At 73.6% G+C, this 22721-nt stretch carries 15 protein-coding genes; 10 read left to right on the forward strand and 5 right to left on the reverse strand.

Annotation, left to right across the window (positions count from 1 at the left end):
- Positions 1–104: 104 nt before the first annotated feature.
- Positions 105–1208 carry a substrate-binding domain-containing protein gene (locus KV205_RS28370; protein ID WP_265867522.1) on the reverse strand — a complete coding sequence of 368 codons (1104 nt, stop codon included), beginning with the start codon at positions 1206–1208 and terminating at the stop codon, positions 105–107.
- Positions 1209–1380: 172 nt separating this feature from the next.
- On the opposite strand from KV205_RS28370, the gene KV205_RS28375 reads away from it, so the two are divergent.
- Positions 1381–3198, forward strand: coding sequence for a DUF2264 domain-containing protein (locus tag KV205_RS28375; protein ID WP_265867524.1), 1818 nt, complete (start codon positions 1381–1383; stop codon positions 3196–3198).
- The gene (locus KV205_RS36450) at positions 3195–4730 is read left to right on the forward strand and encodes a right-handed parallel beta-helix repeat-containing protein (RefSeq protein ID WP_265867525.1); all 1536 of its coding nucleotides are present in this window, start codon (positions 3195–3197) and stop codon (positions 4728–4730) included. Before KV205_RS28375 ends, KV205_RS36450 begins: the two co-directional genes overlap by 4 nt.
- Positions 4731–4793: 63 nt before the next feature.
- On the opposite strand, the gene KV205_RS28385 is transcribed toward KV205_RS36450, so the two are convergent.
- Positions 4794–5567 (reverse strand): SDR family oxidoreductase, encoded by a 774-nt coding sequence (locus KV205_RS28385; RefSeq protein ID WP_265867526.1) that lies wholly within the window; start codon positions 5565–5567, stop codon positions 4794–4796.
- 116 nt (positions 5568–5683) lie between these two features.
- The gene (locus KV205_RS28390) at positions 5684–6358 is read right to left on the reverse strand and encodes an MOSC domain-containing protein (protein ID WP_265867527.1); all 675 of its coding nucleotides are present in this window, start codon (positions 6356–6358) and stop codon (positions 5684–5686) included.
- A gap of 88 nt (positions 6359–6446) precedes the next feature.
- Between KV205_RS28390 and KV205_RS28395 the strand changes: the two genes are divergently transcribed.
- A complete protein-coding gene (locus KV205_RS28395) occupies positions 6447–7379 on the forward strand; it encodes a LysR family transcriptional regulator (RefSeq protein ID WP_265867528.1) in 933 nt (310 codons plus the stop codon).
- 439 nt (positions 7380–7818) lie between these two features.
- Here the strand turns inward: KV205_RS28395 and KV205_RS28400 are convergent, their stop codons facing one another.
- Complete coding sequence (locus KV205_RS28400) at positions 7819–8187, reverse strand: WhiB family transcriptional regulator (RefSeq protein ID WP_265867529.1); 369 nt, start codon at positions 8185–8187, stop codon at positions 7819–7821.
- Positions 8188–8658: 471 nt separating this feature from the next.
- Between KV205_RS28400 and KV205_RS28405 the strand changes: the two genes are divergently transcribed.
- The 4 genes from KV205_RS28405 (at position 8659) to KV205_RS28420 (ending at position 13061) form a co-directional block, all read left to right on the forward strand.
- Positions 8659–9270 carry a response regulator transcription factor gene (locus KV205_RS28405; RefSeq protein WP_003948568.1) on the forward strand — a complete coding sequence of 204 codons (612 nt, stop codon included), beginning with the start codon at positions 8659–8661 and terminating at the stop codon, positions 9268–9270.
- A 258-nt stretch (positions 9271–9528) separates the two neighbouring features.
- On the forward strand, positions 9529–10131 hold the full coding sequence (locus KV205_RS28410; RefSeq protein WP_265867530.1) for a sigma-70 family RNA polymerase sigma factor: 603 nt from the start codon (positions 9529–9531) through the stop codon (positions 10129–10131).
- A gap of 187 nt (positions 10132–10318) precedes the next feature.
- The gene (guaB, locus tag KV205_RS28415; protein WP_265867531.1) at positions 10319–11818 is read left to right on the forward strand and encodes an IMP dehydrogenase; all 1500 of its coding nucleotides are present in this window, start codon (positions 10319–10321) and stop codon (positions 11816–11818) included.
- A gap of 118 nt (positions 11819–11936) precedes the next feature.
- On the forward strand, positions 11937–13061 hold the full coding sequence (locus tag KV205_RS28420; protein ID WP_265867533.1) for a GuaB3 family IMP dehydrogenase-related protein: 1125 nt from the start codon (positions 11937–11939) through the stop codon (positions 13059–13061).
- A 572-nt stretch (positions 13062–13633) separates the two neighbouring features.
- Here KV205_RS28420 and KV205_RS28425 read toward each other — a convergent pair.
- Positions 13634–14887 (reverse strand): nucleotide sugar dehydrogenase, encoded by a 1254-nt coding sequence (locus KV205_RS28425; protein ID WP_265867534.1) that lies wholly within the window; start codon positions 14885–14887, stop codon positions 13634–13636.
- Between the two features lie 307 nt (positions 14888–15194).
- On the opposite strand from KV205_RS28425, the gene KV205_RS28430 reads away from it, so the two are divergent.
- The 3 genes from KV205_RS28430 (at position 15195) to KV205_RS28440 (ending at position 22572) form a co-directional block, all read left to right on the forward strand.
- On the forward strand, positions 15195–16901 hold the full coding sequence (locus tag KV205_RS28430; protein ID WP_265867535.1) for a glycerol-3-phosphate dehydrogenase/oxidase: 1707 nt from the start codon (positions 15195–15197) through the stop codon (positions 16899–16901).
- 164 nt (positions 16902–17065) lie between these two features.
- Positions 17066–19600, forward strand: coding sequence for a serine/threonine-protein kinase (locus KV205_RS28435; protein WP_265867536.1), 2535 nt, complete (start codon positions 17066–17068; stop codon positions 19598–19600).
- Positions 19601–19680: 80 nt separating this feature from the next.
- Positions 19681–22572, forward strand: coding sequence for a protein kinase (locus KV205_RS28440; RefSeq protein ID WP_265867537.1), 2892 nt, complete (start codon positions 19681–19683; stop codon positions 22570–22572).
- The last annotated feature ends 149 nt before the right edge of the window (positions 22573–22721 follow it).

Here is a 22721-nt window from a genome sequence, read left to right on the forward strand (position 1 = left end):
TGTGGCCGTGATCCTGAAACCGTTCCTGAGCGAAGTCAAGAGCGAAAGATTGATTGATCGAAAAAAGATCAGACGGGAGATCGGGCTGGAGATCGGGTGAGAGATCAGCTCCTCTCGGCCGGCCGCGCCCCGCACGAGGCCCGCACCCGCAGCCGCGGCAGCAGGCTCAGATGCTGCCGTACGGGCTCCTCGCCGTCGCCCGCGGCGGCGCCCGTCAGCCGCTCCACCAGGAGTTCCGCGGCGGCCCTGCCCACCTCGCGCTTGGGCGGGGCGACCGCCGTGAGCGGGGTGTCGGCGAGCGCGGCGACCTCGTCGTCGTACGCGATCAGGGCCAGGTCCTCCGGGACCCGCACCCCGAGCTCGGCGAGCCGCTGCACGATCTGGATCGCGTCCACGTCGTTGTGCACGAGGGCCGCGCTCGCCGTCCCCGAGGTCACCGCCGTGTGCAGCGCCCGGACCGCCGCCTCGAACCCCGCCGGGTCGGTCTCGGCCGGTACGGAGTCGATGACCGGGTGCGGCGCGGCCAGGTCCAGGGTGCCGAGCGCCTCGGCGTACCCGGCGCGCACCGCGAGCGCCGTCGGGCTGTCCCCGCGGGCCACCAGGAGCGGGGTCGCGTGGCCGAGGCCGAGCAGGTGGCGCAGGGCGAGCAGCACTCCGTGGGCGTGGTCCGAGGACACCCGGTCCAGGTCGTCGAGCGCGCTGCCCGGCACGGCCCGGCGCTCCAGGAGCACGGTCGGCACCGCCAGTTCGGCCGGCCAGTCCCCGTACGCGAGCCGGTCCTCCGGGCCGCGCCAGCCCGGCGCGACGAGCACGCCCTCGGCGCCCGCCGCGATCAGCCCCTCGGCGCGCGCCCGGTCCTCCTCGGGCCGGTAGTCCGAGATCCGCAGCACGAGCCGCGCGCCCGCCCGCGCGGCGGCCTCGTGCGCGCCCCGGATGACCTCGGCGAAGTAGTAGCCGGCGGACGGCGCGAGCAGACCGAGCACCGGGCCGCCGCCCGCCGCGGGGCCGGCCGGGCCCTGCGCGCGGGGCCAGGACACCTGCCCGTGCACCCGGTCGAGCAGGCCCTTGGCGGCCAGCGCCTCGACGTCCCGGCGCGCGGTCACCGGGGAGACCCCGAGCAGCCCGGCCAGGTCGGAGACCCGGGCGGTGCCGCGCTCGCGCACCAGGGCCAGCAGTCGGTCGTGTCGTTCGGCAGCACTCTCGCGCACGGTGCGGTTCCCCCTTGCGGTGGTGGTGGTCACCCGACCTTAGACCAGGCCGAAGCGAAATGATCGAACGGAAGGAATTTCGATCATTCGCTCCGTCCCCTCTTGACGTTCGATCGAAGCGTCCTCAGGATTCCGGGCGACGCCGACGTCCCAGCGAGTTCCAGGGAGCATCATGCCCACGCCGCCCGAGAACCGTGAGCTCAGTCCCCGTACGGGGTGGACCCGGGCCCACTGGGAGCACACCGCCGACCGGCTGTTGCGCGCCGTCCGCCCCCACGCCTCGCCCCGCGGCGCACTCATCGACCTGCCCGGGCCCCGCCCCAGCTGGTCGGGACCGCGCTCCGACGGTCTGGAGGGCTACGCCCGCACCTTCCTCCTCGCCGCCCTCCTCGGCGACCCCGCCCACCTCGACCGCTACGCCGAAGGCCTCGCCGCCGGCACCGAGAAACCCGGCGGCGACGACCCCGAGTCCTGGCCCCTGATGACCGACACCCGGCAGGCGATCGTCGAGTCCGCCTCCGTCGCCCTCGCCCTGCGCCTCACCCGCGCGCGGCTCTGGGACCGGCTCGACGAACCCGTCCGCGAGCGGATCGCCGACTGGCTGCTGCCCGCCCTCGACCCCTCCCCGGTCGACAACAACTGGTGGCTCTTCGGCCTCACCGTCGCCGGCTTCCTCCAGGACGCCGGCATCGAGACCGACCGCGCCGCCGCCACCATCGACCGCTCCCTCGACCGGATCGAGCAGTGGTGGCTCGGCGACGGCTGGTACAGCGACGGCGACAACCGCGCCTTCGACCACTACAACCCCTGGGCCCTGCACTTCTACCCGGTGCTGCACGCCCACCTCGCCGGCGACCGCGCGCTCCTCGACCGCTACGGCCCCCGGCTGCGCGCCCAGCTCGACGACCACGTGCACCTCTTCGACGGCAACGGCGCCCCCGTCCCGTACGGGCGCTCCCTGATCTACCGCTTCGCCGCCGCCGCGGCCCCCTGGCTCGGCGCCCTCACCGGCCACACCCCGCTGGGCCCCGGCGCCACCCGCCGGCTCGCCTCCGGCGCCCTGCGGCACTTCCTCGACCGGGGCGCCACCGACGAGCGCGGACTGCTCACCCTCGGCTGGTACGGCCCCTACGGGCCGGCCGTCCAGGGCTATTCGGGCCCTGGCTCCCCCTACTGGGCGTCCAAGGGCTTCCTCGGACTCCTCGCCCCCGCCGACCACCCCCTGTGGACCGCCACCGAGGAACCGCTGCCCGCCGAACGCGCCGACACCGTACGGCCCCTCGGCCCCACCGGCCTGCTCGTCCAGACCACCGCCGCCGACGGCCTGGTCCGTCTCCACAACCACGGCAGCAACCACGTCGGCAGCACCGCGTGGGGCACCGACGACGAGCCCGGCTACGCCCGCTTCGCGTACGCCACCCGTACGGGGCCCACCACCGGCCCCGACCCGGCCGACAACCACTTCGCGCTGCTCCGCCCCGACGGCACCGCCACCACCCGCGGCCCCGCCGTCCCGCTGGGCGCCGGCCCCGACCGGGCCGCCTCCCGGCACACCCCGCTGCCCGGCGTCCGGGTCCTGTCCGCCACCCTCGCCCACGGCCGCGCCGAGCTCCGCGCCCACCTCGTCCTCGGCGCCCCGGGGGGGACCCCCGTACGGCAGACCGGCTGGACGACCCACGCCGACGATCCCGAAGCGCCCGTCTCCCAGCTCCACCCCGTCCACGGGTACGGCCCCGAGGTCGCCGAACTCCCCACCGGCGCCACCCTCCAGGGCCCCGGCCCGACCCGTACCCCCGCCCTCACCGGCACCACGAGCGGCCCCGAGTCCCTCTTCGTGGCCCTCGCCTCCCTTACGGGAGAACCCGAACCGGCCCCCGTGGCCGACCTCGCAGACGTCCGGGTCACCGGCCCGCGCACACTCACGGTGACCTGGCAGAACGGCACCACCGCAGATCTCGATCTCGACTTCTCTGACGCGGAGGATCAGTGACCCGACGCCGTACGTACGCCGCCCTCACCGCCCTGGCACTCCCCCTGCTTGCCGTCGCCCCGACCGCCCCGACCGCCCACGCCGCCATCCCGCCCGGCGACCGCCACCACGTCGACTGCACGGCGGCCGGCCCCGGCGACGGCTCCGTCCAGCACCCCTGGACGACCCTGGCCGAGGCCAACGCCCACCCCTACGGGCCCGGCGACAGGCTCCTGTTCAAGCGCGGCACCACCTGCACCGGCACCCTCGATCCGCGGGGCGCCGGCTCCGCCGCGTACCCCTTCACCATCGCCGACTACGGCACCGCGCCCGGCCGCGCGGTCATCGACGGCGGCGGCGCCCACGACGCCGTACTCCTCGCCAACACCCCGTACACCCGCCTCACCCGCCTGGAGATCACCAACGCGGCCGCGCCCGGCAGCGAGCGCAACGGCGTCCGCCTCCGGCTCGCCGACTTCGGCGCCGCCAGGGGCATCACCCTCGACCACCTCGCCATCCACGACGTGCGCGGCGGCGACTTCAAGACCCTGACCGGCTCCAGCGCCATCCACATCGCCGTCGAGGGCACCGACGTGCCCAGCTGGTACGAGGGCCTGGACATCCACCACAACGACATCAGGGACGTCGACCGCGAGGGCGTCTACTTCAAGTCCCGGTTCTCCAAGCGCGATCTGGTCGGCAACCAGCAGGACCCGAACGCCTACCCCGGAGCCTGGACCCCGAGCCTCGGTGTCCGTGTCCACCACAACACCCTGACCTCGATCGCCGGCGACGGCATCAAGCTCGACACCACCCGCGGCGCCCGCGTCGACCACAACCGCCTCGACGGCTTCCAGCTGCGCTCCAAGGCCGCCAACGCCGGCATCTGGACCTTCAACACCGACGACACGGTGGTCGAGTACAACGAGGTCTCCGGCGGCGGCAACACCCGCGACGGCATGTCCTTCGACGCCGACGGCGCCTCCAAGGGCACCGTCTTCCAGTACAACCTCAGCCACGACAACAAGGGCGGCTTCCTGCTGATCTGCCCCTACAGCGGGGCGCAGACCCTCGACACCGTCGTCCGCTACAACCTCAGCACCGACGACGGCGCGCGCCTCGTCCAGAACTGCTGGGGTCCCATTCTCAACACGAAGATTTACAACAACACCTTCGTCAGCCGGACCGCCGTCCCCGGCCATCTGGTCCAGGACGACGCGGGCAGCCCCGCCACTACCCGCCACGAACTCGCCTTCAGGAACAACGTCTTCGTCAACCAGGGCGCCCCGGGCGGTTACGCCTTCAAGAACCCGACCCCCGGGCTCACCTTCGACCACAACCTCTTCCACGGCATCACGATGACCCGCCCGAACCCCGGCGGTCTCACCGCCGACCCGCTGCTCCGCCCCGACCTGCGCCTCGGCGCCGGATCCCCGGCCCTGTCCGCCGGTGTCCCGATCGAGGACAACGGCGGCAGGGACTGGTTCGGGAACGCCGTGTCGGCGACGGCGGCCCCCAACATCGGGGCGTACGAGGGACCGGGCGTGAACTGACCACCCGTAAGGCCCCTAAGGCCCCTAAGGCCCCTAAGGTTCCTGAGGTCACTTCGGGCCGCCCTACTTCGGCCCGTACTTGCGGCCCGCCTTCGACGACACCCCGCCGAGCAGCCCGCGCGGGGCCAGCTTCACCACACCCATCAGCGCCTTGTACCGGGGATCGGGGATGGACAGCGTCCGTCCCCGGGCCAGGTCGGCCAGGGCCGCGGCCACCAGCTTGTCGGCGTCCAGCCACATCCAGCCCGGGATGTTGTCCGTCCCCATCCCCGCCCGCTCGTGGAACTCCGTCCGCACGAACCCGGGGCACAGCGCCATCATCCGCACCCCGCTGCCCGCGAGGTCGCGCGCCGCGCCCTGGGTGAACTGCACGACCCACGACTTCGACGCCCCGTAGGTGCCGCGCGGCACGAACGCGGCGACGGAGGCGACGTTCACGACCCCGCCGCGGCCCCGGGTGCGCATCGAGGCGGCCGCCGCGGAGGTCAGCCGCAGCACCGCCTCGCAGTGCACCTTCAGCATCGTCAGCTCGTCCGCCATGGACACTTCGAGGAACCGGCCCTTGTTGCCGAACCCCGCGTTGTTCACGAGGAGATCGACCGGCCGCTTGGCGTCCGAGAGCCGGGCCTCGACCGCGGCGATCCCGTTCTCCGTGGACAGGTCCGCGGCGAGCACCTCGGCCTCGATCCCGTGCCGGTCGTGCAGTTCGGTCGCCTGCTCGCGCAGCCGCTTCACGTCGCGCGCCACGAGCACCACGTCATGTCCGTCCGCGGCGAGCCGCCGTGCGAAGGCGGCGCCGATACCGGCGGTGGCCCCCGTGATGAGTGCAGTCGTCATAGGCGGCACGTTAACTCGCGCCGGGTGAACGCCGTGTGCGGGAAATCGTCGGGTCCGCGGCGGGCGCGGACCCGGGGTCACTCCGCGTCGCCGCCCGCGTACGTCCCGCCGCCTGCCTACTTCTCGGTGCCCGCGTACTTCTCCGTGTACGTACGGGCGAGGCCGAGCAGCCCCGACTCCATCCACTCGGCCGCCACCAGGGTCTCCGGCAGCAGCGAGCGGTCGCGGACGGCCGCGTGGTGCAGCCGGGCGACGGTGACGCCGTGCGCCGGGCGGTGCACGATCTCCATCGGGTCGCCGGCCCGGATCTCGCCCGGGACCACGACCCGGAGCAGCGCCCCCGGCCCGGCCGCCGACTCGTTGAAGCGGCGCACCCAGCCGGACTCCTCGACGAAGCCCGCGAACGTACGGCACGGGATGCGGCCGCCGGTCACCTCCACGACCACGGTGTCGCCGATCCGCCAGCGCTCCCCGATCAGGGCGTTGTTGACGTCCAGGCCCCGGGTGGTGAGGTTCTCGCCGAACTGTCCGGGCGTGAAGGTCCGGCCGAGCTCCCGCTCCCAGGCGTCCAGGTCCTCGCGGGCGAAGGCGTAGAGGGCCCGGTCGGGGCCGCCGTGGAAGCGCAGGTCGCACACGTCGTCGCCCTCGACCCCGCTCGCCCCGCCGGGAAGCGGCGCCTCGACCCTTACGGGTCCCTCCACCGGACGCTTGTCGATCCCCGACGTCCCGGAAGGGGCGTTGGTGTACTCCACGGTCTTGGCCTGGCCCACGTTCACGCTCAGCAGCTCCATGGGGGAAGCGTAGCCAGCGAGTGGTCCAGACCTCAAAGGGATTTCTTTGGATTCGCGGTCGAGTCCAAGATTCGCTTATGCTCGATACATGATCGAGGCCCGCCACCTCCGCGTCCTGCGCGCCGTCGCCGCCACCGGCTCGTTCTCCGCCGCCGCGCGCGAACTCGGCTGCACCCAGCCCGCGGTGAGCCAGCAGATGAAAGCGCTCGAATCCTCCGCGGGCACCCCGCTCCTCGTGCGCACCGGCCGCGAGATGCGGCTGACCCAGGCGGGCGAGGCCCTGGTGCGGCACGCCTCCGGCATCCTCGCCGGGCTCACCGCCGCCGAGGAGGAGGTCGCCGCCATCGCGGGCCTGCGGGCCGGCCGGGTGCGCCTGGTCTCCTTCCCCAGCGGCAGCTCCGCCCTGGTCCCCACCGCCCTCGCCGCGCTGCGCGCCGCCCACCCCGGCACCCGGGTCTCCCTGGTGGAGGCGGAGCCGCCGCGCTCGGTGGAGATGCTGCGCGAGGGCGACTGCGACGTGGCGCTCGCCTTCCGGTACGGGTCGGGGCCGGCCAACGGCGCCGACGCCTGGGACGACCTGGTGGTCCGCCCGCTGCTCGCCGACCGGCTGGTCGGCCTGGTCCCCGAGGCGCACCGGCTGGCCGGCACCGGCTCGGTCGCGATCGGCGAACTCGCCGAGGACCCCTGGATCGCGGGCTGCCCGCGCTGCCGCCGCCAACTGGTCGACGTCTGCGAGACGGCCGGCTTCACCCCGCGGATCGACTTCGCCACCGACGACTACCCGGCCGTGGTGGGCCTGGTCGGCGCGGGCCTGGGCGTGGCGGTGCTTCCGGAGCTCGCCATCGACTCCGTACGGCCCAGGGGCGCCGTCACCGTCACCGTGGAGCCCGCCGTGGAGCGGGAGATCGTGGCGCTCACCCTTCCGGACCTGGCACAGGTCCCGGCGGTCGCCGCCACGCTCGACGAACTCACCCGCGCCGCGGCCCGCATCGGCCGCACCCCGGAGCCCGCCGGAGCCTGAGGCCTGTGCGCCGTTCGAGTGACGCGCGGTCGCGTCCGTACGGGTGGTCCCGCCCTCGGCCGTACGGGTGAGCCGCCCCGCTGCACCGGCCGAGCGTGAACGGGCGTACGGGCGTGCGCCCCCGGGCCGTACGGGTGAGGCCGTGCGGGCCGTCGGAGTGAGCGGCGGGCGGCCGTCCGGGTGAGGGCCGGTGGGCCGTGCGGGGCACGACCCCGCACCGGGCCGCCGCCGTACGGGACGGCCGGGTCGGGCCGTCCGGGTGACGGGCCCCGGGCTCAGGGCCGGTCCGGGAGCCGCCTGCGCCGCACGGCCGCACGCCGTACCCACGCCGCACGTCCCCGCGCCGCACGCCCCCGGGCCGCGTGCGGTGCGGGGCACGTCACGTCACATCACGTCACTCGAAAGTCCTGCGCAGAAACGTTCCTTCAGGCGTGTGTCGTCAGACGTGCGTCGTCAGGCCGGCGGGACCGGCCGCGGACGCCCGGGCTGCCGCCGCCGTCGCCGACGCGGCCGCCGTGGTGACCAGGCGATTGCGCGCCCGGCCCATGAGTTCCTCGCGTTCGTCCTCGGTGAGGCCGCCCCAGACGCCGTAGGGCTCGCGTACGGCGAGCGCGTGTGCCGCGCACTCCGCGCGCACCGGGCACCGCATGCAGACCTCTTTCGCCGAGTTCTCGCGCGCACTCCGTGCCGCGCCGCGCTCTCCCTCGGGGTGGAAGAACAGGGAGCTGTCGACCCCGCGGCAGGCCGCGAGGAGCTGCCAGTCCCACAGATCGGCGTTGGGTCCGGGAAGGCGGGAGAAATCTGCCATTGCGCTTGTCCCCTTGAAACCGTTGAAACCGTTTCGAACGGATAGGTGGGCGGGTGGATGGCTGATCGAACGGGGGCCCTTCGCCCCCCGCTGGGTCTCGGGTTCCCGCTCTCGCGGGTTCGAGTCCGACCGTACAACTACTGACTGAGTAGATGTAAATATGACTCATTGCGAATCTAGCCACAGACACCGCAAAAAGGGAAGAAAACCCGCTAAATGGGGCATAGCTTCGGGCGAAGGACGGATGACCTGCGACGCTCTCCTCCGCGTACGGTCCCTCACGTAGAGTGCCGAAGGCGGCCGTCCGACCCGTAACTCTTTCGAGTGACCATCGTTGAGAGTGCGGAGGCGGTTGAAGGAACAAGCGCTCGGGCAGGTGTCCGAGGGCGTCAACCGCACAGGTGACCCGACGTACCAGCCCTGGAGGCTCAAGGTGACGCGCATCAGCTGCGAGAGCCGCGGAGGTCAGTCATGACATCCGTCCTCGTCTGCGACGACTCCCCGCTTGCCCGAGAGGCGCTTCGCCGCGCGGTCGCGACCGTGCCCGGCGTCGAGCGCGTGACCACCGCGGCCAACGGCGAGGAAGTCCTCCGCCGCTGGGGCGCGGACCGCTCGGACCTGATTCTGATGGACGTGCGCATGCCCGGCCTGGGCGGCGTGGAGACCGTCCGCCGGCTGCTGTCCGCGGACCCCGGCGCCCGCATCATCATGCTGACCGTCGCCGAGGACCTGGACGGCGTCGCGCTCGCCGTCGCCGCCGGTGCCCGTGGCTATCTGCACAAGGACGCCTCGCGCGCCGAGCTGCGGGCCACCGTCACCCAGGCCCTCGCCGACCCGACCTGGCGGCTCGCCCCGCGCCGGCTGCGTTCGGCCGAGATGGGCGCCGCGCCCACCCTCACCGCGCGCGAGATCCAGGTCCTGGAGGGCATGAGCCACGGCCGGTCCAACGCGGAGATCGGGCGCGAGCTCTTCCTCTCCGAGGACACGGTCAAGACCCACGCCCGGCGCCTCTTCAAGAAGCTGGGCGCCTCCGACCGGGCGCACGCCGTCGCGCTCGGATTCCGCTGGGGCCTGGTCCGCTGACCTGCGGCCATCGGCCGTGTCCCCGTCCGCATCCCCGTCTGTCGAGGGGCGGACGGGGTGGGCTTGTGTCACTTCCCCGCGGAATGCCGCATCCTTGAAGACGTGGAGTTCCTCGGGGACGAGACGAACGAGCCGGCGGAGATCGAGCGGAAGGGGAGGGCGCAGGAGATGAGTCCCGGCGCACCTGCTCATAACGCTTCGGTGCACAACTACGGACGCGGTGCCGCGAACCAGCGGGCGTCGGGGCACCATGGAGCGATGCGCGACGACGAGACCGCGGGATCACCCGTGCCTGCCGGGCAGGGTGAGATCGGTGCACTGGTGCACCGTGCGGTCGAGGGCGACGAGCAGGCCACCCACGACCTCCTCGCGCGCGTGCATCCGCTCGCCCTGCGCTACTGCCGCACCCGGCTGAACCGGCTGCCCGGTGATGCCCGTCACTTCGTCGAGGACCTCGCGCAGGAGGTCTGCGTCGCCGTCCTCATGGCGCTGCCGCGCTACAAGGACACCGGCAGGCCCTTCGAGGCCTTCGTCTTCGCCATCGCAGGACACAAGGTCGCCGACCTCCAGCGGGCCGCCATGCGGCACCCCGGATCGACGGCCGTGCCCTCCGACGAGATGCCCGAGCGGCCCGACGACTCCCTCGGCCCCGAGGAGCGCGCGCTGCTCAGCGACGACGCCGAATGGGCCAAGAAGCTGCTCGCCAACCTCCCGGAGAACCAGCGCGAACTCCTCGTGCTGCGGGTGGCCGTGGGGCTGACCGCCGAGGAGACCGGGCAGATGCTCGGGATGTCCCCGGGCGCGGTCCGGGTCGCCCAGCACCGCGCGCTGAGCCGGCTGCGGGCGCTCGCCGAGCAGTAGCCGCAGGCGCTCGCCGAACCGTGGCTGCGGGCGCTAGCCGGGCAGTAAGGGTCTCCGTTCGCGGGTGTCCCTCACGTACACGTAGGAATGTCCAAAGATCCTCGCTGATCTTGATCGTGGAATGAGACACGGTCCGGGCCCGTTAGCATGGACATCCGCACCGATCAAGGCCATTGGGGAAGGTGTCATGACCAACGTCGACGGAGTGCCCGAGAAATTCGCGACACTCGGGCTGACCTACGACGATGTGCTGTTGCTGCCGGGTGCATCCGAGGTGCTCCCCAACGCGGTCGACACCTCGTCCCGCATCTCCCGCAATGTCCGGGTGAACATCCCGCTGCTCTCCGCGGCGATGGACAAGGTGACCGAGTCCCGGATGGCCATCGCCATGGCCCGGCTCGGCGGCGTCGGCGTGCTGCACCGCAACCTGTCCGTCGAGGACCAGGTCAACCAGGTCGACCTGGTGAAGCGCTCCGAGTCCGGCATGGTCACCGACCCGATCACCGTGCACCCGGAGGCCACCCTCGCCGAGGCGGACGCGCTCTGCGCCAAGTTCCGCATCAGCGGCGTCCCGGTCACCGACCCGGCCGGCAAGCTGCTCGGCATCGTCACCAACCGCGACATGGCCTTCGAGAGCGACCGCTCCCGCCAGGTCCGCGAGGTCATGACCCCGATGCCGCTGGTCACCGGCACGGTCGGCATCTCCGGCGTCGACGCCATGGAGCTGCTGCGCCGCCACAAGATCGAGAAGCTGCCGCTGGTCGACGACAAAGGCGTCCTCAAGGGCCTCATCACGGTCAAGGACTTCGTCAAGGCGGAGAAGTACCCGAACGCGGCGAAGGACGCCGAGGGCCGGCTGCTCGTCGGCGCCGCCGTCGGCGCCAGCCCGGAGTCGCTCGAGCGCGCCCAGGCGCTCGCCGCCGCCGGTGTGGACTTCCTGGTCGTGGACACCTCGCACGGCCACAACAGCAACGCGCTGAGCTGGATGGCGAAGATCAAGTCCAGCGTGAACGTCGACGTGATCGGCGGCAACGTCGCCACCCGCGACGGCGCGCAGGCGATGATCGACGCCGGTGTCGACGGCATCAAGGTCGGCGTCGGCCCGGGCTCCATCTGCACCACCCGCGTGGTCGCCGGCATCGGCGTCCCGCAGATCACCGCCATCTACGAGGCCTCCCTCGCGGCCCGTTCGGCGGGCATCCCGCTCATCGGCGACGGCGGCCTGCAGTACTCCGGCGACATCGGCAAGGCGCTGGCCGCCGGCGCCGACACCGTGATGCTCGGCAGCCTGCTCGCGGGCTGCGAGGAGTCGCCCGGCGAGCTGCTCTTCATCAACGGCAAGCAGTTCAAGTCGTACCGCGGCATGGGCTCGCTCGGCGCCATGCAGTCCCGCGGCCAGGGCCGGTCCTACTCGAAGGACCGCTACTTCCAGGCCGACGTCGCCTCCGACGACAAGCTCGTGCCCGAGGGCATCGAGGGCCAGGTGCCCTACCGCGGCCCGCTGGCCAACGTGCTGCACCAGCTCGTCGGCGGTCTGCGCCAGACCATGGGCTATGTGGGCGCGGCCACCGTCGCCGAGATGGAGTCCAAGGGTCGCTTCGTCCGGATCACCGCGGCGGGCCTCAAGGAGAGCCACCCGCACGACATCCAGATGACGGTCGAGGCGCCGAACTACAGCCGCAAGTAACACCCGAAGTAACACGGCGTGATCCACGGGGGCGGTTCCGGCATGTGACCGGAGCCGCCCCTTCGGCGTGGTTCGGGGATACTGGTAGGCGCAGACCAAGAGGGAAAGGCCACACAACGTGACTGAGATCGAGATCGGGCGCGGCAAGCGCGGCCGCAGGGCGTACGCGTTCGACGACATCGCCGTCGTACCGAGCCGGCGCACCCGGGACCCGAAGGAGGTCTCGATCGCCTGGCAGATCGACGCCTACCGCTTCGAGCTCCCCTTCCTGGCCGCCCCCATGGACTCGGTCGTCTCGCCGCAGACCGCCATCCACATCGGCGAGCTCGGCGGCCTCGGCGTGCTGAACCTCGAGGGCCTGTGGACCCGCTACGAGGACCCGCAGCCGCTGCTCGACGAGATCGCCGAGCTCGACGAGGCCACCGCGACCCGCCGTCTGCAGGAGATCTACGCCGCGCCGATCAAGGAGGAGCTGATCGGGCAGCGCATCAAGGAGGTGCGCGACTCGGGCGTGGTCACCGCCGCCGCGCTCTCCCCGCAGCGCACCGCGCAGTTCTCCAAGGCCGTGGTCGACGCCGGCGTGGACATCTTCGTCATCCGCGGCACCACCGTCTCCGCCGAGCACGTCTCCGGCGCCGCCGAGCCGCTCAACCTCAAGCAGTTCATCTACGAGCTCGACGTCCCCGTGATCGTCGGCGGCTGCGCCACCTACACCGCCGCCCTGCACCTGATGCGCACCGGCGCCGCGGGCGTCCTGGTCGGCTTCGGCGGCGGCGCCGCGCACACCACGCGCAACGTGCTCGGCATCCAGGTCCCGATGGCCACCGCCGTCGCGGACGTGGCCGCGGCCCGCCGCGACTACATGGACGAGTCCGGCGGCCGTTACGTGCACGTCATCGCCGACGGCGGCGTGGGCTGGTCCGGCGACCTCCCGAAGGCGATCGCCTGCGGCGCCGACGCGGTCATGATGGGCTCCCCGCTGGCCCGCGCCACGGACGCGCCCGGCAAGGGCCACCACTGGGGCATGGAGGCCGTCCACGAGGACGTGCCGCGCGGCAAGCTGGTCGACCTCGGCATGGTCGGCACCACCGAGGAGATCCTCGCGGGCCCGTCCCACACCCCCGACGGCTCGATGAACTTCTTCGGCGCCCTGCGCCGCGCGATGGCCACCACGGGCTACAGCGAGCTCAAGGAGTTCCAGCGCGTCGAGGTCACGGTCGCGGAGTCCGAGCACAAGCGCTGACCTGCTGTCGTACGTACGCGAGAGGGCCCCGCACCGGGTGGTGCGGGGCCCTCTCGCATACGTACGGCGGACCTGCGCGGGCTAGTCGATGCGGGGCGCGCGGTGCGGCGTGAGGGCGCACGGTCGCGAAGGGGGCATATGCCGCGGGTAACAGGGGTGCACGGCCGGTAATGTCCGGTCGCGGCGCCCCAGTTGTGTGGGGTCGCCCCCTTCCAAGGACAAGGTTCCGGACCCCGGCCGTCGGGGCCCGGCCCGAGTGCCGATCGGACCGTCCACCGGGCCATCTGGGCGGTGTCGTGGAAGGGGGCGCGCCCATGGGACGCCACCGCAAGCCCAGCCGATGGGACCGCATCCGTCAGTGGACGGTGAAGTGCCGGAGGAGGTGGATCTTGCGGCTTTTCGGATGGTGAGCGGCCGCCCCTATAGCAACTAGGGGCGGACACTCCGTGCACCATCCAGGAGCCTGCCGCACTTGTTGGCCTTTGCGGCGGGCTCCGCCTACTTCGTACGGTACCGGACCCGGCCTCGCCCGGCGCGGTTCCGCGAGGTGCGCGCGCGTGTGCGCCCCCTCGTCACAACCGGTGCGCCGCTCCCGCCGGGGTCGCCCCCCGGGTGTCGAGGAGGAGTTGGGCCTTCACCGCGAGGCCCTGGAGGTCGTAGGTGCGGTGGTGCTGGAGGAGGATCGTCAGGTCGGCGTGGGCGGCGGCCTCGTAGAGGGAGTCGGCGCGCGGGACCGGGAGGTCGCGGACGCGCCAGTCGGGGACGTACGGGTCGTGGTAGCTGACCGCCGCGCCGAGGTCCATGAGCCGGCGGGCGATCTCGTCGGCGGGCGAGGCCTGGCGGTCGGCGAGATCGGGCTTGTACGTGACCCCGAGCAGCAGGACCCGGGCGCCCCGCGCGGACTTGCCGTGCTCGTTGAGGAGCGTGGCGCAGCGCTGGACGACGTACTGCGGCATCCGCTCGTTGACCTGGCCGGCCAGTTCGACGAGCCGTAGCGGGCGGTGGCCGGCGACGGTGTCGACGGGGACTCCGTGGCCGCCGACTCCGGGGCCGGGGCGGAAGGCCTGGAAGCCGTAGGGCTTGGTCTCGGCGCAGCGGATGACGTCCCAGAGGTCGACGCCGAGTTCGTGGCAGAGCACCGCCATCTCGTTGACGAGGGCGATGTTGACGTGCCGGAAGTTGGTCTCCAGGAGCTTGACGGTCTCCGCCTCGCGCGGCCCGCGGGCGCGCACCACCTTGTCGGTGAGGCGCCCGTAGAAGGCGGCGGCGGCTTCGGTGCAGGCGGGGGTGAGCCCGCCGATCACCTTGGGGGTGACGGCGAAGCCGTGGGCGCCGCCGTGCACCCGGCTGCCGGGGTCGAGGCGGCCGGGGGAGTACGCGAGGTGGAAGTCGCGGCCCGCGCGCAGCCCGGAGCCGGTCTCCAGGAGCGCGCGCAGCGGGCCCTCCGTGGTGCCGGGCGGCACCGGGGACTCCAGGATCACGGTGGTGTGCGGGCGAAGGCGCGCGGCGAGCGCGCGGGCGGCGTCGGTGACGGCGCCGAGGTCGAGGGCGCCGTCCGGGCCGGGCGGGGTGGGGGCGCAGATGACGGCGGTGCGGACCCGGCCGAGTTCGGCGGGGTCGGTGGCGGGCCGGAAGCCGGCGGACAGCATCCGGCGGATCTCTGCGGCGGTGAGGGAGCCGTCCACGGGGGAGCGTCCGGCGGCGAGTTCGGCGACGGCGCGCGGGTCGGTGTCGTAGCCGACGGTGTCGATGCCGGCCGAGGTGGCGGCCCGGGCGAGCGGGAGTCCGTGGTGGCCGAGGCCGATGACGGCGAGATCAGCGGGCATGGGGGATGGGCCGTCCTTCCCAGAAGCCGGGTAGCCGGAGGGGACGCGGTGCGCAAGCCCTGTGGACCGAAGGGGGCGAACGCAATGTCAGACTAAGAGTAAATATGACCGATTTGCGGGATTGTGCGGTCGAAGGTCGCCGAGTGTTATCCACAGGGTGGGGCGGGGGCGGTGGCTGAAGTCGGAGGGCCGGGACAGAATCGAGTGTGTGAGCCGGGCCACAGCGACCCGGTTCGCGTGCTGGAAGCCGGGACGTCGGGAAGTCCGGCAGGTCCGGCAAGTCGGGGGACGACGGGAGGCAGCCACCGTGAGGACAGCGACACTGGGACCCGCCGAGCGCACCGAGGCGCTCGCGGCGATGGCCGAGCGCGAACTGGACGTCCTGGTCGTGGGCGCCGGAGTGGTCGGCGCCGGCACCGCCCTGGACGCCGCCACCAGAGGCCTCGCCACCGGCCTCGTCGAGGCCCGCGACTGGGCCTCCGGCACGTCCAGCCGGTCGAGCAAGCTGATCCACGGCGGCCTGCGCTATCTGGAGATGCTCGACTTCGCACTGGTCCGCGAGGCCCTGAAGGAGCGCGGCCTGCTGCTCGAACGGCTCGCACCCCATCTCGTGAAACCCGTCCCGTTCCTCTACCCGCTGCAGCACAAGGGCTGGGAGCGGCTGTACGCGGGCTCGGGCGTCGCGCTGTACGACGCGATGTCGGTCTCCTCCGGACACGGCCGCGGCCTCCCGGTGCACCGGCACCTCAGCCGCCGCGGCGCCCTGCGGGTCGCCCCCTGTCTGCGCAAGGACGCCCTGGTCGGCGCCCTGCAGTACTACGACGCCCAGATGGACGACGCCCGCTTCGTCACCACCCTGGTCCGCACCGCCGCGAGCTACGGGGCGCGGGTGGCCAGCCGGGCCCGGGTCGTCGGCTTCCTGCGCGAGGGCGAGCGGGTGGTCGGCGCCCGCGTCCAGGACGTCGAGGCCGGCGGGGAGTACGAGGTCAGGGCCCGCCAGATCGTCAACGCCACCGGGGTGTGGACCGACGACACCCAGGCCCTCATCGGCGAGCGCGGCCAGTTCCACGTCCGCGCCTCCAAGGGCATCCACCTCGTCGTGCCGAAGGACCGCATCCACTCCACCACCGGACTCATCCTGCGCACCGAGAAGTCCGTGCTCTTCGTCATCCCCTGGGGCCGGCACTGGATCATCGGCACCACCGACACCGACTGGGACCTCGACAAGGCCCACCCGGCCGCCTCCAGCGCCGACATCGACTACCTCCTGGAACACGTCAACAGCGTGCTCGCCACCCCGCTCACCCGCGACGACGTCCAGGGCGTCTACGCGGGCCTGCGGCCCTTGCTCGCCGGCGAGTCCGACGCCACCAGCAAGCTCTCCCGCGAACACACCGTCGCCCACCCGGTGCCCGGCCTGGTCGTGGTGGCCGGCGGCAAGTACACCACCTACCGGGTGATGGCCCAGGACGCCGTCGACGAGGCCGTCCACGCCCTCGACAAGCGGGTCGCCGCCTGCGTCACCGAGGACACCCCGCTGCTCGGCGCCGAGGGCTACCGGGCGCTGTGGAACGCGCGGGCGGGCACCGCCGCCCGGGCCGGCCTCCATGTGGCCCGGGTCGAGCATCTGCTGGGCCGCTACGGCTCCCTGACGGAGGAGATCCTCGACCTGATCGCCGCCGACCCGGCCCTCGGCGCCCCGCTCCCCGCCGCCGAGGACTATCTGAAGGCCGAGATCGTCTACGCCGCCTCGCACGAGGGCGCCCGCCACCTCGACGACGTCCTCACCCGGCGCACCCGCATCTCCATCGAGACCTTCGACCGGGGCACCCGCAGCGCCCGCGAGTGCGCCGAACTCATGGCCCCGGTGCTCGGCTGGGACGCCCGGCAGATCGACAAGGAGGTCGAGCACTACGAGAAAAGGGTCGAGGCCGAGCGCGAATCCCAGCGCCAGCCCGACGACCTGACGGCGGACGCGGCCCGCCTCGGAGCACCGGACATCGTGCCCATCTGACCCGATAGGGGCACTTCCCGGGGGTGGCCGGCGTTCTCGGAGTGCGGACCCGGGGGAGTCACCGGTCCCGGAGTGAGGGACAATGAGCTCTCTTCCAGGGCTGGTTGCCGCATCGCGCGGGAGCGCCGGACGCGGGCGAGAAACAGGGATCGCAGAGGGGACGCATGTCGGAGGCGGAGCAGTCGCGGGACACGGGGCAGGACCCCCGGCGGGACTCCGCCGCGGGCGCCGCCACCGACGGCGACCGGGGCGCGGTCCCGGCCGCGCGCAAGGCGGAGCGGGACGAGGCGGCGACGGCGGCGAAGGGCGCGGGCGCGGCCACGTCCGACGGCGCGGCGCGCGAGGCCGCCGAGCCGGCGGACACGCCCGCCGGGAAGAAGGCCGCCGCATCGGTCGGCCTGACCAAGGCGGGTACGAAGCCCGAGGCCACGGCCGATGTGAAGGCCGAGGACGCGACGGCGGCGAAGGGCGCGGCGACGACGGCGGATCCGCGGGACGGCGGTGACGGGCCGTCGGACGGGCGGACGGGCACGTCGGTGGACGGTTCCGCCGACGGGCCGGGCGGAGGCGGTGGGCGCGAGGACGCGCCGAAGGACGCCGTCGCCGACGCCGCGCCGGTCGGTCTGACCAAGCCCCGGTCCGGGGCGAAGTCCGAGGCCGACTCCGGCGCCAGGACCGGGGCGAAGCCCGAGGCTGATGCCGGTGCGAAGCCCGGCACCGCGCCGGTCGGGCTCGGCAAGGCCACGAGCGCCGCCCGCAGCGGGTCCACCGACGGGGTCGCTCCCGTGGCCGGGTTCGGCGCCGACGCGACCGGAACCGGAGGTCGGAGCGGGCGCGCTGACGCCGCGTCCGCCGAGGGGCGGCTGCTCGCCGGGCGGTACCGGCTCGGGGTGGTCCTCGGCCGCGGCGGCATGGGCACGGTGTGGCGGGCGGTCGACGAGACGCTCGGCCGGACCGTCGCCGTCAAGGAGCTCCGCTTCCCCAACAGCATCGACGACGACGAGAAGCGCCGGCTCATCACCCGCACCCTGCGCGAGGCCAAGGCCATCGCCCGGATCCGCAACAACGGCGCCGTGACCGTCTACGACGTGGTCGACGAGGACGACCGCCCGTGGATCGTCATGGAGCTCATCGAGGGCAAGTCCCTCGCCGACGCCGTGCGCGAGGACGGCACGCTCACCCCGCGCCGCGCCGCCGAGGTCGGCCTCGCCATCCTCGACGTGCTGCGCTCCGCGCACCGCGAGGGCATCCTGCACCGCGACGTGAAGCCGTCCAACGTGCTCATCGCCGAGGACGGCCGGGTCGTCCTCACCGACTTCGGCATCGCCCAGGTCGAGGGCGACCCCTCGATCACCTCCACCGGCATGCTCGTCGGCGCCCCCTCGTACATCTCGCCCGAGCGCGCCCGCGGCCACAAGCCCGGCCCCGCCGCCGACCTCTGGTCGCTCGGCGGACTCCTGTACGCCTCCGTCGAGGGCAGCCCGCCCTACGACAAGGGCTCCGCCATCGCCACCCTCACCGCGGTGATGACCGAGCCGGTCGACCCGCCGAAGAACGCCGGGCCGCACCTGGAGAAGGTCATCTACGGCCTGCTCGCCAAGGACCCCGACCAGCGGCTCGACGACACCGGCGCCCGTGCCCTGCTGCGCGCCGTGCTCGACGCGCCCGAGGCACCGCCGGAGCCCTCGCCCGAGGCGACCCGGATCGTGCCGCTGCCCCCGCTCCCCGAGAACCCGCCGGCCGCCCCCGAGGCGAAGCCCGCCGACGCGGTCGCCGAGCGGATGCGCGGCGCCCTGAAGTCGGTGCGCAACGCCTCCGCGGCCCGCCCGGAGCCGCAGCGCCCGGCCACCGGCCCCGGCACCCCGGGCCGGCCCGCGCCCACCCGGGCCTCGCTCACCGACGTCGTCCCGCGCCGCACCCTGGTGATCATCGCCGCGGTCGTCGTCGCCGCACTGCTCGGCACGATCCTGTACGTCGCCCTCGGCGGCGGGGACGCCGCCGACCAGGGCAAGGGCGGCACGAACGGCGGCACCACCGCCTCCGCCGGAAGCGCCTCCGCCGGCACCGACGGGCAGAACAAGGACAAGACCTCCGGCGACCCCAGCCAGCAGGGCAGCGGCGGCCGGCCGGCCGACACGGGCGGCGGCCAGAGCGGCACCACGCCCTCCGGGCAGCCCGGCGGCGGCGACCAGGACGGCGACCAGGGCGACGACACCGGCGGCGGCACGGGAGCCAAGCTGCCCGCCGGCTATGTCATGGTCAGCAACGACCGCTTCCACTTCTCCATGGCGATGCCCTCCTCGTTCAGGATGACCGCCATAGCGGGCGAGAACTCGGGCGGGATATTCAACGCCTCCAAGGGCTCGTTCCCGCGCGTCCAGGTCGACTTCAACGACAGCCCGAAGGACGACGCGGCCGCCGCCTGGCGCGCCGCCATGGCCGGCGTCGCCGCCAGCAGCAACGGGTACAAGCACATCGGCATAGGGCCGGTCTCCTACAAGGGCTATCCGACCGTCGCGGACTGGGAGTTCGAGCGCACCCAGGCCGGGCAGCGGATCCACGTCCTCAACCGCGGCTTCAAGGTCGACGCCGACCACGGCTACTCGATCATGATCAGCTGCCAGGCCGACGCCTGGAACGAGGCGGAGTGCAAGACCCTGCGGGAGACCGCGTTCGCCACGTTCAGCCCCAAGGACTGAACGGCGCACGTATCGTGAGAGGCCCCGCCCGACACCGTGAGGGCGGGGCACGGGGGACAGCAGGCGCGTGGGGAGGCGTCGTGGACGACTACGCCGGAAGGGTGCTCGCGGACCGCTACCGCCTGCCCCTGCCACCGCCGGACGCGTACGAGACCGAATCCGCGGAGACCCGCGCCTTCGACACCTACAGCGGCCAGGAAGTGCGCATCCGTCAGGTGCCGCTGCCCGAGATCGTCGACGCCGAACTCCTCGACGACCGGCCCTACGCCGAGCCGGGCCGGGCCACCCGGCGCCCCGCCGACCCGACCGTCCGGCGCGCCGTCGAGGCGGCCCAGGCCGCCGCCCGGATCCCCGACCACCCGCGCCTCGACCAGGTCTTCGACGTCTTCGCCGAGGCCGGTTCGCTGTGGATAGTGAGCGAGTTCGTCGCCGCCGTCCCGCTCTCCGAACTCCTCGCCGAGGGCCCGCTCAGCCCCTACCGCGCCGCCGAGATGGGCGCCGACCTGCTCACCGCCCTGCGCGCCCTGCACGCCCACGGCTGGACCCACCGCAACGTCACCGCCCGCACCGTCCTCGTCTGCGACGACGGCCGGGTCGTCCTCACCGGCCTCGCCGCCGGCGCCGCCGAGGAGGCCCTCTGCGGCTACGCCCCGGTGCCGGACGAGGAGGAGCCGGACGACTTCCCGGTGTACCCGGAGACGCCGGAGCCGTACGCGTACGAGGCCGAGGCCGAGGCCCACGAGGCCGGTCCGGAGTCGTACGAGACCGAGGCCTACGACCCGTACGAGACCGAGGCGTACGAGGAGTTCGGCGGCGCCACCGTGCTGCCCCCGGCCCGGGAGCCCGAGGAGGGTGACCCGGACGAGGCCTATCCCGACGAGGCCTATCTGGCCGGGACGGCGCCCGACGAGGCCTATCTCGACGAGCCCGGCCGCGCCCCGGACGCCTACGAGGGCGACGACCAGGACCCCGACGAGGACCCCGAGGCGCCCGGCGCCACCGGATACGGCCCGCACGGCGGCACCCCGTACGGCCCCGGGCGCGCCGTCCGGCCCGAGCTGCCCCCGGCGTCGGTCGTGCCGGCGCCCGCCGTGCCGCCCGCCGGTGATCTGCGCCAGGCGCGCGCCGGGGCCATCGCCGCGTACCGCGCGGGCGCCCGCGCCGCCGCCCGGATCGGCGAGACCGGCGCCCTCCCGGCCCAGCGCCCCGCCGAGCCCGAGCAGCCCGAGCAGTCGGAGCAGTCCACCGAACCCGCGGGGCCGCCCGCGGGGCCGCCCGCCCCGCCCGAGCCCCAGTGGTGGACCCGGGTCGGCGAGGACGACGACGATGACGGGGACGACGACGAGACGGGCGGCACGTACGGGCGCACGCCGCCGCCCCGCGCGTACCTGAAGGGGAACTGGACCGACGGCCCGCACGCCTCCCGCGACGGCGGGCGTTCCCTCCCGGCCGGCGGCGGCTCCGCGCTGCCCGCGCTCCCCGCCGGGTACCGGGCGGCCACGCCCGAGCCGGCCGCCGTGCCCGCCGGGCCGTCGGAGCCCGGCGCCGGCCGTGTCGCCGACGCGTACCGCGGCCCGGCCACCCGGCTCGCCGCCGAGCGGGCCCGGCAGACCAGGATGGCCGTGGTCGGCGCCGTCACCGAGCGGTGGGCGCCCGAGCAGGCGGGCCCGGTCCACGAGCACTGGCGGCTCGCCCCGCCCATCGGCCCCGCCACCGACCTGTGGGCGCTCGGCGCGCTGCTCTACCGGGCCGTGCAGGGCCACGCCCCGTACCCCGAGGACAGCGCCGCCGAGCTGGTCCAGCTGGTCTGCGCCGAGCCGCCCGCCTTCGCCGAGGAGTGCGGCCCGCTGCGGCCGGTCGTGGAGTCGCTGCTGCGCCAGGACCCCACCGAGCGCCCCGACGTCGAGGAACTGAGCGGCTGGCTGCGCTCCCTGGTCCGTTCCGCGCCCGAGCCCGAGGCCGGCCTCGGCGTCGTCCCGCTGCCCTCGCCCGACGCCACCCGGCTGCCCATCATCCGCCGCCGCGGCGAACTGGTGCGCCGCAGGCGCGGGGGAGCGGGCGGCGGCCGGCACCGCCACCGCCAGGCCAAGGGACGCACCGGGCGCGACATGCCGTACTCGGCGCACCCCGCCCACCAGGCGACGGCGCACGCTTCGACGGCGTACGCCGCGTACCCCGACGAGGCGGCGCACGAGGAGATACCGCAGCGCGCCTCCCGAGCTCCCCGCGACCCCGGGCGCCCCTCGGGCTCCCCGCGCTCCCTCGGTCGGACGCTGCTGCTCCTGATCCTGCTGCTGCTCGCCGGAGCCGTCGCGTACGCCGTGTGGTTCCTGCCCAAGTCGGGCGAGCAGACGGACGGTTCCGGCGCGCCCCCGGCCAAGTCCGGCACCCCGGCCGGCCCCTCGGCGCCGCCCGCCGACGGCGGCGACCGCCCGACGGCCGGCACCACGACCGCGCCCACCCCGACGAAACCGGCCACCGCCACCCCGCCGGCCGTCGACCCCTCCGCGCCCTCCCTGCGCGCCGGTTACGAGCTGCGCAAGGACCCCGAGGGCTTCCAGATCGGCGTGGTGCGCGGCTGGCGCCGCAGCCCGATCAACGACGCCGGACAAGTGCGCTTCACCGGCGGGGACTTCACCCTAATCGTGGTGCCCGGCCGGGACACCGTGGCGGCCAACGGCGCGGACCCGCTGGCGTACCAGCGGACCAAGGAGCGCGAGCTCCAGCCCTGGCGGGACTCGTCCTGGTCCGGCGCCTCCGGTCTGCGCCGGATCGACATCGGCACCCAGGCCATGGCGGTCGGTCAGTTCACCTGGCAGGACAGCACCGGGCGCGAGGTGTTCGTGCGCAACCTCGCCCTGATCCAGGGCGGGAGCTATCACATCGTGCAGGTCATCGGCCCGGAGAACGAGCGGGACAAGGTGTCCGAAATCTACGACCAGGCGGTGAAGGCCTACCGCGCCACCCGCTGACCCCACCCGCTGATCCCATCCGACCGCAACCCGCTGACGGGCGCTCACACAGGGTGGCTTGAAACCGCCTATGGTTACAGGTTGTTCCCAAAGCCCGCCCCGAGGTTCCGCACGCCGTCCTCCCCTCCGTAATCTGTCTCCGAAGCGAA

Source organism: Streptomyces sp. SKN60 (assembly GCF_026236535.1).
Taxonomy (GTDB): Bacteria; Actinomycetota; Actinomycetes; order Streptomycetales; family Streptomycetaceae; genus Streptomyces.

Bases quoted from the DNA above. Each gene is read 5' to 3' on its own strand.
- KV205_RS28375 (WP_265867524.1), top strand. From the start codon at position 1,381: ATGCCCACGCCGCCCGAGAACCGTGAGCTCAGTCCCCGTACGGGGTGG.
- KV205_RS28385 (WP_265867526.1), bottom strand. From the start codon at position 5,567: ATGACGACTGCACTCATCACGGGGGCCACCGCCGGTATCGGCGCCGCC.
- KV205_RS28390 (WP_265867527.1), bottom strand. From the start codon at position 6,358: ATGGAGCTGCTGAGCGTGAACGTGGGCCAGGCCAAGACCGTGGAGTAC.
- KV205_RS28395 (WP_265867528.1), top strand. From the start codon at position 6,447: ATGATCGAGGCCCGCCACCTCCGCGTCCTGCGCGCCGTCGCCGCCACC.
- KV205_RS28400 (WP_265867529.1), bottom strand. From the start codon at position 8,187: ATGGCAGATTTCTCCCGCCTTCCCGGACCCAACGCCGATCTGTGGGAC.
- KV205_RS28405 (WP_003948568.1), top strand. From the start codon at position 8,659: ATGACATCCGTCCTCGTCTGCGACGACTCCCCGCTTGCCCGAGAGGCG.
- KV205_RS28410 (WP_265867530.1), top strand. From the start codon at position 9,529: ATGCGCGACGACGAGACCGCGGGATCACCCGTGCCTGCCGGGCAGGGT.
- guaB (WP_265867531.1), top strand. From the start codon at position 10,319: ATGACCAACGTCGACGGAGTGCCCGAGAAATTCGCGACACTCGGGCTG.
- KV205_RS28425 (WP_265867534.1), bottom strand. From the start codon at position 14,887: ATGCCCGCTGATCTCGCCGTCATCGGCCTCGGCCACCACGGACTCCCG.
- KV205_RS28435 (WP_265867536.1), top strand. From the start codon at position 17,066: ATGTCGGAGGCGGAGCAGTCGCGGGACACGGGGCAGGACCCCCGGCGG.